Origin of the sequence: Akkermansia biwaensis (genome assembly GCF_026072915.1) — a bacterium.
Lineage (GTDB): Bacteria > Verrucomicrobiota > Verrucomicrobiia > Verrucomicrobiales > Akkermansiaceae > Akkermansia > Akkermansia biwaensis.
Genome location: NZ_AP025943.1, coordinates 1,080,535 through 1,093,639, shown reverse-complemented (window position 1 = coordinate 1,093,639; position 13,105 = coordinate 1,080,535). Strand labels below are relative to the sequence as shown.

The window sequence follows — 13,105 nt, the reverse complement described above, 5'->3', positions numbered from 1 at the left end:
GGAGCTTCAGTCGGAATCCACGCCCAGCTTGTTTTTCCGGTAATGGTCCAGTGATATGCGGTAGAAATAGACAATGGCCAGCAGGTTCAGCAAGGCGCCTATGCCGAAGGCCCAGTTCAGGTTCAGGTACGCGTAAATCTTGCCTCCGCAGAACATGCCCGTTCCTACGCCGATGTCGAACGCTGTGAAGAAGGTGGAATTGACGGCTCCCCGGTGGCCGCGGTCCGCCATGTTCAGCTTCATGGTCTGGAAGGTGGGAATGAAGATGCCGAACCCGAAGCCGATCAGGATGGCGGCCGTGTAATACACCCATTCCAGCGGGAAGAGGGCCAGAGCGGCGAAACTGGCCGTCAGGATGCCCAGGGAAATGACGGAAAGCTCCGCCACGCGGCCGCGGTCGATCTGCCTGCCCACCATGAACCGCGAGACCAGCATGCCGATCCCCATCAAGGCATAAAACAGGCCCGCGTACTTGAAGCCGTACATTTTGCCGTACAAGGCGGAGTAAACGGCCACCACTCCGTAGGAAAAGGAAGCGATCATGACGTTGACCGCCAGGGGAATGCCCACGCGCAGCACGAGCCGGTCCAGCACCTTTTTGGGCGTTTCCTGCACGGGCTCCTGAACGGGGCGTTTGGGGGCGCGGATGAGGGAGGCAATGCCCGCTCCGGCCAGGCACAGGACCAGGGAGCTCCAGGTGATTACGTAAAAGCCGTACTGCTGGTACACCTGGAGGCCGATCACAGGCCCCAGGCACATGCCCAGCGTCATCGTCATCCCGAAAAAGCCCAGGCCTTCGCCGCGGCGGGAGGGCGGAATGATGTCCACGGCCATCGTCGGGCCGGACGTGGTCATGCCGCCCCAGATCAGCCCCTGGATAAAGCGCGTTGCAAAAAACATCAGGGCCGTGGCGGCAACGGCGTATCCGGAAAAGGACAGGGCCAGCAGGATGTAAACCGTGACGTAAATCTTTTTGCGGTCTCCGGAATCCACCCGGTGTGCGAACCAGGGACGGGACAGGATGGCCGCCAGCACGTAAATGGACATGATCCAGCCCAGCCAGCCGGAGGAGACCTGAAGCTGGCCCGTCAGGTACAGCGGAAGAACGGGAACCAGCTCGAAAAAGGCCAGCCCCATCATCAGGTTGGCGCAGCAGGCCAGCATATAGTCCCGGGTCCAGAGAGGGACTTTGACCGGTGGAATGGCTGCCGCCGCCAATTCATCTCTCGTCCGGTTCATGCAGGGGTTGTACAGCCATCTCCAAAAGTTTCAAATGATGGACGTGTCATGCGGAAGGGTGAGATGGAAAAGGAGAGGAATCACGGTTCTTTGTCTGAAGAAGCTTCAGGCTGATTGAAACTTACTCCGACCAGGGTGGACGGTTCTTTGATGGCATGGAGATAGCGGAACACTTCTCCGCAGGGAATATCATCGTCAACATGGAACATGAATGCCCTGCGTTGCCGGATATCGGCATTCGCCGTCGCGGCAAAAGCCATGAGGTCATTTTCCCGGGCGGCCGCATCCGTTTCTTTTTGAATGCGCCACCAGGTGAGCTGGTAGATTCCTCTGGCCGGGTCGCGCGACCGGATGGATTCCGTGAAGGGGTAGGAAAATGTTTTTTGGTTGGAATTGAGGGCAGGGGAGGAGTTGGCAGAAACGGGGATTTCCATGACCAGATGGTCTGAATTTTCCATTTCCGGCATGGGTTCAGGGCTGACGACGACAGGAAGGTCTTGTTCAAAGTAGTTCGGGAAAGCAGAGGCGGAGGCGTTTCCCTGGCGCAGGCGGATGTCCATGCAGAGGCAAAAGTTGTAGGCTTCTTGAATGCTTCTGGAAACGTGCGCCCAAGGAAGTTCCGGATGATCCAGGTTGATGATCAGGCGCCTGCCGGAGTCCGTAGGAAGAGTCTTCCATACCGGAAGGGGGCCCGGCAGCTCGGAGGCGTTCACGACCACGTCGCTGGTTAATGAATAAGGCTTGTCGTGAATGCATTCAAAGAATGGCAGGATAAAGAGAAATGAAAGCACGCAGGAGGGAAGTTGAATCATGGAGAAAATAGGATTAATGGTTTCAGTCTAATATTTTCACGCCCGGAAAGTCAAGGTAGGTAAGCAGGAAGGCAACCTGTTATTTTTGAAGCGTTGTATGAGTGCTTTTCCTGCGGGAATCATGCCTTCTTTTTTGCGTGCAGGCTGGGAATGGCATGATAGGGTACGGGGTATGAGCGTGATAACCAAGCGTGGAGACGATGGCGAAACGGATCTGATGTTCGGCAGGCGCAGCCCCAAAACGGCGCCGCGCATAGAAACATATGGAACCGTGGATGAATTGAATTCCCTGATAGGCGTCGTGCGGCATTCCGGAGTAAATCCGCGTACGGTGGTTGTGCTGGACGGCGTTCAGGCTCGTCTGGTGGGCGCCATGGGGGAACTTGCCACGCTGGAGGAGGATTTGCCGAAGTACGATGCCAAGGGTTATGCCCGTATTACGGCGGAGGACGTAGCATGGCTGGAGGAACAGGCCCACATACTGGAAAAGGAATGCGACATCCGTTTCAAAGGCTGGGCGCGCCCCGGCAAGGAAGGATCTTTGGGATCCGCCTATCTGGATCTGGCCCGTTCCGTCTGCCGCCGCGCGGAACGCCGGGTGGTGGCATTGAGGCTGGACAACGCCTTGAGCAATATAAACACCGCCCTGTTCCTGAACCGCCTGTCCGACCTCTGTTGGGTTCTGGCCCGTTTTGAAGCTCTCGACGCGAAGGAAAAGACAGGGGATGAGGGATAATGCTCCTTTACAGCCGCCCCTCCGGGAGACTGTGAAGCCCTGTTCCGTTTTGGAACGGCCTTGTACCCTAAAAGTCCTCTTATTCCAGGGAATGGGAGGGTTATACATTTTTACACGGGGTAATTAGATAGCAGGAACCATTAATTAACGCGTTTTTTCTTTAATCGGTTAAGGCGACAGATCAAGGGGAAAGAGTGTGTAGTTAATCTTCTTTACGTATAGTTTGAGGTTGTTTGAAGAAATTGCTGAGTTCGACATACCCCCAACTGAAAGAGTTTTCCGCAATCTAGAAATTTTCTTTAAAAATCTTTTTGCTTATACAAAAGAAATATTGGACCAATTCTGCTGTAGAAGCCGTAAGATATCCTTTTAATGACTGAGGAGAGGAAACAGAGATTGTTACACACATGCGTGAAGGATAGTGTGAGGCGTGAAATTTATAGATGAAATGATGGTGTTCTGTATAAGTAAGGAATTCATGACAAATGAATTATCGCCACATATTTCTATTTCTCTAATTTTTCTTTCATCCATCCAAGTATGTAGAGATCTCGGTCAAGCAGGAAATAGTAAATCGTTTTATCTGAAAGATCTCCCGCATTGGCCTTGGTGCGTCCCCATGCTGTTCTTGTCTCATACTCAACTATATATTTTACTTCATCGGCTTCTTTATTGCCGTGGTACCAATTGATGTGCAGGGAATTTAATTTCCCTTCCGTTATGTATCTGGCTGTGGCTCGCTCCAGCCGTTCTATATAGGACTGAAAGGCGGAATCATCCTGCCTGGGAAGAACTCTGTTTTTACCTAATCGTTGTTCTATATCGTATATATCTTTAGGATTTTTCTTGATAATTTCATCCATCATCCCAGGAGTCATCTCGGGGTTTAAAGTATATTTTAGATTTTCAACGGTTTGACTTAACCAATTGTATAATAAACTTTTAGCAAATTATTTAAGAAATAGTGGTAACGAGTTAGTAACCGTGCGAATTTCAGTGATTTGCGGTGCTACGCTGTCAAATAACTCTTTATAAAGTGCAAATATACGATTTTTCTAATTTACTCATCCCCATACAATATATATTTATCGTATGGGGATGTTATTTGAAACGGAGGAACAGGTATTTACTTATAAGAATCTTCTACTCCAGCTAAATAACCAGCAGCATAAGCTGCATGTGGGCTTTTATGCCTAACTGTTCCAGCTTGACTCTCTGGTAATGAATCCAAGTCCAAATCTAATTTTTCTTTACGATTTAGTCCATCTTCATACCCTCTCTCATAAGCACATCCAGCACAGCGATGTCTTCCTGCCCCACCTTGATCGACAGGTAAATTATTGTACTGAGGATCATAACGATGTTGTTTTTCACAAGCCATAATTCTTATTCTTTAAATTATTACTCTATTAGTTCTAATATCCAATTTATCCAAGATATAACAGTAGATGCCCTTCGTTTATATGTTTGTTCAGAATCAATATTATACAATTTTGCACTTTTCATTATTTCAACGACCTCGCCCTTTGTTGGAACATTGCCTTTATCAAAATACAGTTTCAAGGTGTTTTGAAATGCCGTATGTGCCAATATAAGTTTTACAAATTCCAATTGCCGTTCAATAATGGGCAGATTAAATATACGAGAGCCATTACGAGTTAGAATGCACCCTATTTGTTGATTCTCACGAACAACCTCTACTAATCCTAAATACTTTGCCGCATTTGAATAATAATCAGTTTGTCTGTGATCAAAGTCATAATTTTGCGTAATATCATCTTTACAAATAAATCCTTTTTGTTTTAATAGCTCGCAAAGATTAATTACTCGTTCAAAGCTATCGGCTTGAGGGAAAGGCAACTCAGGTTCTTTTACAACTTGAATACTATCCAAAATATTCTGTATATTCTCAACATTAATTCCTCCTTCTTGAACTGCATATTTTTTATGTTGTATTAATCGGATGGAATTATATAATTCAGGCGTAACAAATTCATATTCTCTCAAATGGAAAATACCATTTGAATACGTCAAGAATATTGGACGAACACGTTTCCCTATTTTATTACTCCATAATCTATATGGATAATATAGTTGTCGAATCAGAAAATCATCTGAAATATAATTTTTGGCTTCAATCAAATTTAAAGAACTATCTCCTTCATACCCTCCGTCTATTTCAATTTGTGAATTGTCAACATTAATTTTTAAAATGTTTTGTCCTGAATTAATCGTAAAATCAAAGACTGAAGAACTCATCCGACCAGAGACGGTAGGTAATAGATTTCCCTCTCCTGTAAAATCATGCAATATCTTAGATACAAAAGCACAATTTATAGCTATTGATTCACTCGTAATATCTTTATAATCTATACTTTCCAAGAAAGTTGGAAAGTCAATAGGAGTTATCTCTATATCATCTTTATTGAAATCACAAAAAGTTTTAAATTTTCCGATTTCATATGTGCCTCTGGATGTAGGTAATATTGATAAGTTATGATCTATAAACAATTTTGGAAGTTGAGATCTATGGTCAAACTTTGTCATTAAACGAGCCTCTCTAAACTGATTAATTTCTGTTGAAGAAATTGATATACGTTCATTATTGGCAAGTTTATCCAAGATGCAATACTTCTCAAAAATTTTCTCCCATGCTATGTCATTTTTGGATTTACTCATAATTGCTAATTAAAAATTCATCAACTTGCCCTCTTTTAGAAGAATCTGAATTTATAGCACGACTTGCCTGTACTACATGAATATTGTATTCCGCATAAATTTCTTTTATGAAATTAGATGCAGAATTTGATAGGAGAAATTTTATACCATTGCTATTTAATCTATTACAAACATCTCTTAGCCTAAGCTGATCCCTCTCACTCCATCCACCCTGCACGTATCCTGTAAAATTAGAACTCTCTGAAATAGGATGATACGGAGGATCTAAATACACAAATGAGTTTGTTGGTATATCTCTCAAAATCACCTCATAATCACCATTTGATATTTGAATCCGATTAGAACTTAAATATTTACTTACCGCCTTAATCACAGGCTCATTGACAATATTTGGATTTTTATATTTCCCAAATGGAGAATTAAATTCCCCGGCATTATTAACCCGATATAATCCATTATAGCAAGTTTTATTGAGATATATAATCCGCGATGCTCGCTCGATAGTGGTAAGATTTTTAAAAAGAGGTTGCCTATCCATAGATCGAATTTCATAAAAATACTCTGACGTATTTTTATGTTTCTTTAAATCCTCAATAAGTTCATTGGGATTGTCCCTTATAACCGTATAAACATTGATCAACTCTTCGTTATAATCATTTATAACAGCTTGTTTTGGCTGGAGTTCAAAAAATAAAGCTCCGCCTCCGATGAATGGCTCATAGTAGGGACGATTCGCTACCCCTTTGGGTAACATCTTTCTAATTTCTGGAATAAGTTGTCTTTTTCCTCCAACCCATTTCAAAAAAGGAACTACAAGTTTATTCTTAGCCATTTTATATAAAGTCTATTATATCAGTTACAAAGGTAACTACTTTTACTGATTTATCCTATAAGAATCCACAATAATTTGGTTGTTTTGATTTCAATTGCTGAGGTACAGCTAATTATTCGTTCTTAAATTCCCCTGCCTTTCCTTTGTGGCTGTATAGGTCGGTGTATGCTTTGCCGTAGCTTGTTGAATTGCTCTTTGAACCACTCGGCAATGGGCTTTCGGTCAATGGCAAGAACCAGTCTCGTCCCGTCCGTGGGGTCTTTCACGACTTGAAACCCTGCCTTTTCGGTCGTGAATTTCCGTCCGTGTTCCTCTGAATAAAGTTCCCCTGCATACTCCAACGGCTTTCCCTTGACGAGCGTTGCGGTCTGCCTTTCATCGAATCCCACAAGTCGGCAGAGGTTTTCGATACGGAGCATTTCACGGAAATAGGGAAACCATGCCGCCGCTCTTGCGATTACCGTTTTCAGGAACGATATTTCCTGCTTGTGCCTTGTGTCTTTGTCTGCTATCTCCCTGCCGTGCCTCTGCTGCATTTCCCGTATCTCTCTGCTGTGGTCTGCCTGCATGGTCTGTATTCTATCTTGCAGGGTTTCTATGGTTTCTTCGTGGTCGGCTATCTCCCTATGCAGGGCGGTGTTTTCCCTTTCCAATGTCTTGACCTTGTTACTACCGAAAAGAGAACCGACACTTTCAGCAATGTTGGTCACTGCTGTTGTGGCTGCGCCTTTCAGTTTTTCTGTCTGGACTTCTTTCCTGGCTCGTCTGAGTTCTTCCTGTGCCGTTTCTTTCTGATCCTGTAAATCCACCACTTCCGATTTCAAGTTGTCAGTAAGTTTCTGTATGTCCCGATAATACTGCTGCGTGGACTTGTGACAAGCCTTAGAACCGTCTATGCCACGTTGCAGACCGTACTTTGCCATAGCAACAGCATAACTGTCTTGGTAGGATTTCAGATTCAAGCGTGTCATGATGTCATCGGCACATAGCCTTACCGTATCGGCTGGTTTCTTGCGGTAGCGTTTCTTCGCCTGTTCCTCACGTTTCCTGCGCTTGCGCTCTCCCTTGACAATCGGGACGAGTGTAACGTGTATGTGTGGCGTTTCCTCGTCCATGTGCAGATGCGCTGCCACTATATTCTCCTTGCCGAACAGGTCGGCAAAGTATTTCATATTGTCGGTACACCATTCATCAAGTCTGCCCTCCCTTTCGATACGCTCCATATCTTCATGCGTTCCCGATACGTTGATGCGGATTGCACGAACTTGGTTGTTCCCGATTTTGCGTGTAAGCCCTGCTTCCTCCAATCTCTTTTGAATGGCTGCCGAGCGGTCTTTTATCCCATTGGGGTATGTGACAAGTTTTCGGTTAAGGTGCGTGCGGGTCGGGTCTGCGTTCTTCGGTATTATGAAACGCTCTATATGGGCGGTTGTTCCGCTGTCGGAACCGTGCGCCTTTTCCATGTGTAATACTACGAATCCCATATAATTTTCCTTTCTTATTTTGCTTGTGAAACAATGTTTGGTTATTATTATACGGCTGTTGCCGTTGGCTGGGGAGTGTCCAGAGAGGTGCAACCTCTTTGGCTTATTGGGGAATTTTCAGCGTTGCCTGCAATGCGGCTTGGAAAATTCCCTAATAAGCTACGGTATTTTCCCTCGGTAAATATCCGTGCCGCAGCAAGCCTGTTTCCCTCTACATTTTCAGCCTTCGCTTTTTCGGTGGCTGTATCATCCGTCTTGCGGATTGGACTTGCTTTGTCGGCTCTGTCTGATTAGCTGATTGTCTGTTGCACAGATACTCGTTCAAGTCGTTGTACCCTGCATAGTGTATCGACATATCCTGCAAGCGGTCGCCCAACATCCGTTTCAAGTTGTCGTATGCGTTCCGTCCTGCCGTGTCATTGTCAAGGTAGCAGCCGATTCGGGTGTAGGTCGCCAATATGCTTTCCGCTTTCGTGAGATTGGAAACGGAGTTCAGTACGATATAGTCCTGCGTTGTCAATCGTGGATATTGCGGATTGTTCTTCACTCTAATGGTGAGGAACGAGAGGTAATCCATGAAGCCCTCGAACAGATAACACACATTTCTCGGTTCGCCCTGTTGTCGGATATGGGTGATGTCTTTCGGGGCGACACACCCCTTGAAATATCTGTTGCGCACTTCATATCCTCCTGCCATATTCGGAAAGCCGATGGCAAAATAGGGTTTGTCGGCATTCATAAACCGAAGTTCCATGCATTCTCTTTTGGCGAGTTCGATGTTTATTCCCCTTTCTTGCAGATAGGCGATGAGCGCAGGGGAAGATAACTCGCCAACCCTTAAACCCCGATAAGTGCGGTTGTCGGATTGTTGCGCACTAAAAGAGAACGATGCAGGACGGATGTATGGTGTCCGTTCCTCTATGCGCTTCAACAGACAGGCTACATTTTCCGTATGGTAGAGTTCCGCAGCCAATGCGATGATGTTGCCGCCTTTGCCAAGTCCGAAATCATACCACCTGTTGAGTTCGGTGTTCACCTTGAAAGATGCGTCCCTTTCCTCTCTCAGCGGTGATTTGTACCAAAGGCTGTTGCCCTGTTGTTTGACGGGCGTATAGCCCAGACTTTGCAGATAGTCCGCAATGCGTATGTTCTTTGCTTCTTGTGTAGTCATAATTTTTCTACGGATTTAATGATAATTGTAAAAACGATGAATTGTTGAACGGGTAATGTAATCCGCTTATATACAGCACTGTATTTGCTCAACATCTTCTCAACAAACCACTCGCCAAAAGAGAAACCGACAATTGTGTGTTGTTCCTCTCTCAACTTCTCTTTTCGATTGTTGAGATTTTGTTGAAAGTGTATATTACTCATTACCAGTATGGTTATATACTTATTCATCAATTCAACAAAAAAAGAATGGTATTACAGGGATTCGAGTTGTTCTCTTGTGACGGTATAAAACCGCCCGACCCTTTTAACAGGCTCATACCGACATTCCCGATTATAGTCCAATTGGTAGGAGGTATAGGTCAGTCCGTTGGATGCAGGGGTAAGTTTCCAGCACTCCTGCAATACTTTCCTGACTTGGTGTTTCTCCACCTTTACCTGCGAATGTACCAGCAAAAGAAGAATGTCGTTGTAGCAGAACGAGAATGTGTCCGTGCCGATACTGTCCATAATGTCAAGTATAAGCTCGTGCATCTCTATCTCCAATCGGTTGCGGTTGCTGCGGATTATCTTCCGCAAGGCTTCTGTATGTAACAATGACGGAGCGAACCACATTCGGCTTTCCTTTTCGGTGGAAAGCTGCCTGTGTTGCAGGAAATGGAGAAAGGCGGGTATCTCCGCTTTCAGCCTTTGCAGGAAGTCGGTATCGTCCGACTGCAAGCGGTCTATCTTCCGCACCCAATAGCGTGTCTCCCCTGCGTCTATGATTACGGGCAGATACTCGTTATTGGAACATAATACGAACTTGGCGAAGAACGCTATCTCATCACGGTCTTTCCCTTTGGCTTCCATCTTGTAGGATAATGTAGTACTCAGGTTCTTCAACCGTTCGCTGTCCTCTCTGCGGTTGAGCAGCACCTCATCCACCACGATAAGGAGCTTTCCAGCCCAATCGGAATTGAATTGGCTGCGGAAGTCCTCGTTGGTGTTGAATGTCACGTTGTTCTGAAACAGGGCTTTCAGAAAGTTCAGGAACGTGCTTTTGCCTGTATTGCGTTCTTCCGATACCAACAACAGGATAGGCAGTTTTTGGATAGGTTGCAGGTAAAGCAGTTGCAGATAGTCCATCCCCAACTCGTATTGCTCCCCGAAGATGTGCTCCACCAACGAACGGATAGAGGGAAAATCACCCTGTCGGGGTACATGGTCTATCGGCTCATAGAGATTAAGGAACTTGCCGACCACAGGGCGGTAGCCGATGTGTTTGGGTACGGTACAAAAGCCGTCATACTTGGGAACGCTGCCGATGTAGTCCTTGCCGTAGTCTTGACGCAGGGTCTCGTTGTTCCACGCTATGCGTTTCCTTATATACCCTCCGTTCAGTTTGGGTTGCTCCACAATCTTGTAAAGCGTTGTCCCCACTCGGATGAATTCTTCCTTTGCCATGCCGTCATCCGATGGCGGTCGGTGGCTGTCTTGTTGTTTGTTAGCTGACATAATCAAATGGTTTTAAGTTTGAAAAATACCAGCTACAAAAGTATAAGCATTTAATGTATAGGTTGTTACGTAAAATATAGCAGAATGCGGAAAAAAGCCTCTCGAAACAAAAAAATCAATGGTTTGGTGCTGGAATCGGATTAGGAAGATGAAAAAACTCCCGAAAAACGAATTGTCGGATTGCGCTTTTCGGGAGAAAAATCAGAGTGCCTGTTTATACGTTTATGACAATGGTATGCCGTTTGTCCTGCCCATATTCAGCGAAAAGAAAACGGTTTGTTTTTCTTTTCGCAAGTATAGTCTTTTCAGAATGGCATTGCGCACTTGCTCCGCTCCGAATGTTCCGATGCGGAAAGCGAGGGCGATTATCGTTTCAAGATTGTAAGCTTCCATGCTGCAATTGTCGGATATGCGTATGGTACGCCTTATCCCATACTCCCTTAATGTGCCACTCTTGCAAAGAGCCTTTATCCCTGCCCGAATGGTCGGGACGGTTACACCGAACAAATCCAACAACTCGGCTTCGTTCATCCACACATCGGTTATATCTTTCGGCATAACCACATTGCCGAACTCGTCCATTGTGATGATATTTCTTTCCTTTTTCATTTCCGTTTGATTCAAGGGTTATTGAATGGCGTTGCAAATGTTCTTTTCCATATCCTCCAGCCTGTGCGACAGGGTTTCCATGTCCTGACTAATCTTTTGGGCGGTTATCTTTGCGTAGATTTGGGTCGTCTTTATGTTGGTATGTCCCAAAAGTCGGCTGACGGTTTCAATCGGTACTCCGTTGGATAATAGGACTGTAGTCGCTGCCGAATGTCTTGCGACATGATAGGTCAAACGGGATTTTATACCGCACAACTCGGCAATAGTTTTCAACTTCTTGTTGCAAGTCGTGTTGCTCGGCATGGGGAATACCTTGTTGTCCCTTGTCATGCCTTTGTACTTCTCTATTATCTTTCGGGGAACATCCAACAGTCTGATATTGGATTCCGTGTTGGTTTTCTTTCTTCGGGTGATAATCCATAGATTGCCGTCAAAGAATGTTTGCAGGTTGTCTTCCGTGAGGTTCTTGACATCGGAATACGCCAACCCTGTGAACGTGGAAAAGATGAACAGGTCGCGGACAAGCTCGTGTGTCTTGTCGGGCATATCGGTGTTCATCATCGTGTGTATCTCCTCATTTGTGATATATCCCCTGTCCACGCTTTCGGGCGAATTGATATATCCTGCAAATGGATTGAACGGCAAACGACCGTCATTCCTTGCTATGGAGATAATGTGTTTCAGCACAATCATGTAGCCCCAAATGGTATTGGTACGGCATTTCTTCTCCGTGCGCAAAAAATACTCGAAGTCGTTGATGAATGTGAGGTTCAATTCTTTCAGCGGAATATCCTCACGCTTGTAGGTATGGGACAGGAACTCACGGATGTGCTTACAAACGGTCACATAACGCTGGAACGTTCCCTTTGCTCTGCTGTGTCCCACTTTCTTGGAAAACTCGGTGTTGTGTTGCTCGAAGAGTTTTAGCAGGGTTTCCTGCTTGACACCGATACCGAGATAGGCATCCTTGAGTTTGGCGGCAGTAACATATCCGTCCGTCTGCATCAGTTCCTGATAGCGACGGTTTACTTCTACTCGGATTTTATCAACGGCAATGTTGATTCGCTGCGCTTCGACACTTTTGCCCGAAGCACGGTTGTTCTTCACATCCCACAGCCGCAAGGGAACATCCATCTTGCAACTGAATTGTTTAATCTCTCCGTCCACCGTAAGGCGGCACATTAAAGGCAGGTTGCCGTTGGTTTTCTCACTGCCTTTCTTTACATAGAACAAGACCTTAAAAGTACTTCTCATAACTCACTCATTTTTTTGGTTACAAAATTAGTTTATAGTGAGTTACCGACAGATACGACAAATGAAGCCAAACGATGCAAAATTTAGGTTTCGCAAAAAAATTGCATCATCACACGGGTAATGATGTGGTAACTGAACTTTTGCGTCATTTGTCTATATTATGGTTTTCTTTGGCTTTTTGCCGAGAGAAAAATATAGCATAACGAACGCTGTTCCAGTACATTCGCTACGCTTTTCTCAAATTTACTATTTCGCTATGTGTTTATTTTATGTATAAAAAGGGATACATGAAAGCAAACGGCATGACGATCCACATGACCCCCATTACAATAATAATGCCCGCAATGCATTTGAAAATAATTTTTATTGTTTTCATATTTGATATGTCGTTTGGAGGGTTCCATTCTAGGGATTCTGCAACATCCTCCCGGTAGTTTTGATTTTTCCAGGATCATATACAGCACTGTGGTCATCGTCAAAATCCTTGGTATATCTGGATCTGGCGCGGTTTGAGGCGCGGGGCATGAAGGAAAAGGCGCAGGATTAGGAATAATCTTTCCTTACGTCTATTTTCCCATAAATGGATGATCCTCAAATTTACAGCCAGAAGGTTTTTTAAAGAAACGGTTGATGGCCCTATGTTCTCCTGGAGAATCTGCTTGTTTCCATATCTTTCTATTTTTTATCAACACAATCTATTCTTTTTTGCAATTGACTTATCTACAATGCATAAAAGAAGGGAAAATTGTAGAGGCCAGGTATAGAAGCATGCTTTGCGCGTTTTACTGGGATA

General features: G+C 45.0%; 12 protein-coding genes. 1 reads left to right on the top strand and 11 read right to left on the bottom strand.

Features of this window, described 5'->3' with window-relative positions; all coding sequences use genetic code 11:
- Positions 1 to 6: 6 nt before the first annotated feature.
- Together OQH67_RS04465 and OQH67_RS04460 are read right to left on the bottom strand one after the other, a co-directional pair.
- Positions 7 to 1,239: an MFS transporter gene (locus OQH67_RS04465; protein WP_215435437.1), complete on the bottom strand. Its 1,233-nt coding sequence runs from the start codon at positions 1,237 to 1,239 to the stop codon at positions 7 to 9.
- 80 nt (positions 1,240 to 1,319) lie between these two features.
- A complete protein-coding gene (locus OQH67_RS04460; protein WP_215435436.1) occupies positions 1,320 to 2,051 on the bottom strand; it encodes a hypothetical protein in 732 nt (243 codons plus the stop codon).
- Positions 2,052 to 2,223: 172 nt separating this feature from the next.
- Here OQH67_RS04460 and OQH67_RS04455 point away from each other — a divergent pair, with 172 nt between their 5' ends.
- The gene (locus OQH67_RS04455) at positions 2,224 to 2,787 is read left to right on the top strand and encodes a cob(I)yrinic acid a,c-diamide adenosyltransferase (protein ID WP_215435435.1); all 564 of its coding nucleotides are present in this window, start codon (positions 2,224 to 2,226) and stop codon (positions 2,785 to 2,787) included.
- 506 nt (positions 2,788 to 3,293) lie between these two features.
- Here OQH67_RS04455 and OQH67_RS04450 read toward each other — a convergent pair.
- The 9 genes from OQH67_RS04450 to OQH67_RS04410 all read right to left on the bottom strand — a co-directional run bounded on the left by OQH67_RS04450 (position 3,294) and on the right by OQH67_RS04410 (position 12,312).
- Positions 3,294 to 3,653, bottom strand: coding sequence for a hypothetical protein (locus OQH67_RS04450; protein ID WP_215435434.1), 360 nt, complete (start codon positions 3,651 to 3,653; stop codon positions 3,294 to 3,296).
- A gap of 260 nt (positions 3,654 to 3,913) precedes the next feature.
- Positions 3,914 to 4,168, bottom strand: coding sequence for a hypothetical protein (locus OQH67_RS04445; RefSeq protein WP_005866995.1), 255 nt, complete (start codon positions 4,166 to 4,168; stop codon positions 3,914 to 3,916).
- A 20-nt stretch (positions 4,169 to 4,188) separates the two neighbouring features.
- Positions 4,189 to 5,466, bottom strand: a complete 1,278-nt coding sequence (locus OQH67_RS04440; RefSeq protein ID WP_215435433.1) for a type II restriction enzyme — start codon at positions 5,464 to 5,466, stop codon at positions 4,189 to 4,191.
- Positions 5,459 to 6,298, bottom strand: coding sequence for a DNA adenine methylase (locus tag OQH67_RS04435; RefSeq protein WP_195426698.1), 840 nt, complete (start codon positions 6,296 to 6,298; stop codon positions 5,459 to 5,461). The genes OQH67_RS04440 and OQH67_RS04435 overlap by 8 nt, the downstream gene beginning before the upstream one ends.
- A 122-nt stretch (positions 6,299 to 6,420) precedes the next feature.
- Entirely contained in the window at positions 6,421 to 7,782 is a 1,362-nt protein-coding gene (gene mobV / locus OQH67_RS04430) for a MobV family relaxase (RefSeq protein WP_215435432.1), read from the bottom strand.
- Between the two features lie 211 nt (positions 7,783 to 7,993).
- Positions 7,994 to 8,953: a DUF8464 domain-containing protein gene (locus tag OQH67_RS04425; protein WP_215435431.1), complete on the bottom strand. Its 960-nt coding sequence runs from the start codon at positions 8,951 to 8,953 to the stop codon at positions 7,994 to 7,996.
- Between the two features lie 254 nt (positions 8,954 to 9,207).
- The gene (locus OQH67_RS04420) at positions 9,208 to 10,449 is read right to left on the bottom strand and encodes a primase-helicase family protein (RefSeq protein WP_215435430.1); all 1,242 of its coding nucleotides are present in this window, start codon (positions 10,447 to 10,449) and stop codon (positions 9,208 to 9,210) included.
- 222 nt (positions 10,450 to 10,671) lie between these two features.
- A complete protein-coding gene (locus OQH67_RS04415) occupies positions 10,672 to 11,058 on the bottom strand; it encodes a virulence RhuM family protein (protein ID WP_120467691.1) in 387 nt (128 codons plus the stop codon).
- An 18-nt stretch (positions 11,059 to 11,076) separates the two neighbouring features.
- Positions 11,077 to 12,312, bottom strand: coding sequence for a site-specific integrase (locus OQH67_RS04410; protein WP_215435428.1), 1,236 nt, complete (start codon positions 12,310 to 12,312; stop codon positions 11,077 to 11,079).
- Between the last annotated feature and the right edge of the window lie 793 nt (positions 12,313 to 13,105).

What these genes read in the sequence shown, in the direction of transcription:
- OQH67_RS04465 (WP_215435437.1), bottom strand. Translation starts at nt 1,239, where the DNA reads ATGAACCGGACGAGAGATGAATTGGCGGCGGCAGCCATTCCACCGGTC.
- OQH67_RS04455 (WP_215435435.1), top strand. Translation starts at nt 2,224, where the DNA reads ATGAGCGTGATAACCAAGCGTGGAGACGATGGCGAAACGGATCTGATG.
- OQH67_RS04440 (WP_215435433.1), bottom strand. Translation starts at nt 5,466, where the DNA reads ATGAGTAAATCCAAAAATGACATAGCATGGGAGAAAATTTTTGAGAAG.
- mobV (WP_215435432.1), bottom strand. Translation starts at nt 7,782, where the DNA reads ATGGGATTCGTAGTATTACACATGGAAAAGGCGCACGGTTCCGACAGC.
- OQH67_RS04410 (WP_215435428.1), bottom strand. Translation starts at nt 12,312, where the DNA reads ATGAGAAGTACTTTTAAGGTCTTGTTCTATGTAAAGAAAGGCAGTGAG.
- OQH67_RS04420 (WP_215435430.1), bottom strand. Translation starts at nt 10,449, where the DNA reads ATGTCAGCTAACAAACAACAAGACAGCCACCGACCGCCATCGGATGAC.
- OQH67_RS04415 (WP_120467691.1), bottom strand. Translation starts at nt 11,058, where the DNA reads ATGAAAAAGGAAAGAAATATCATCACAATGGACGAGTTCGGCAATGTG.
- OQH67_RS04450 (WP_215435434.1), bottom strand. Translation starts at nt 3,653, where the DNA reads ATGATGGATGAAATTATCAAGAAAAATCCTAAAGATATATACGATATA.
- OQH67_RS04460 (WP_215435436.1), bottom strand. Translation starts at nt 2,051, where the DNA reads ATGATTCAACTTCCCTCCTGCGTGCTTTCATTTCTCTTTATCCTGCCA.
- OQH67_RS04445 (WP_005866995.1), bottom strand. Translation starts at nt 4,168, where the DNA reads ATGGCTTGTGAAAAACAACATCGTTATGATCCTCAGTACAATAATTTA.
- OQH67_RS04435 (WP_195426698.1), bottom strand. Translation starts at nt 6,298, where the DNA reads ATGGCTAAGAATAAACTTGTAGTTCCTTTTTTGAAATGGGTTGGAGGA.
- OQH67_RS04425 (WP_215435431.1), bottom strand. Translation starts at nt 8,953, where the DNA reads ATGACTACACAAGAAGCAAAGAACATACGCATTGCGGACTATCTGCAA.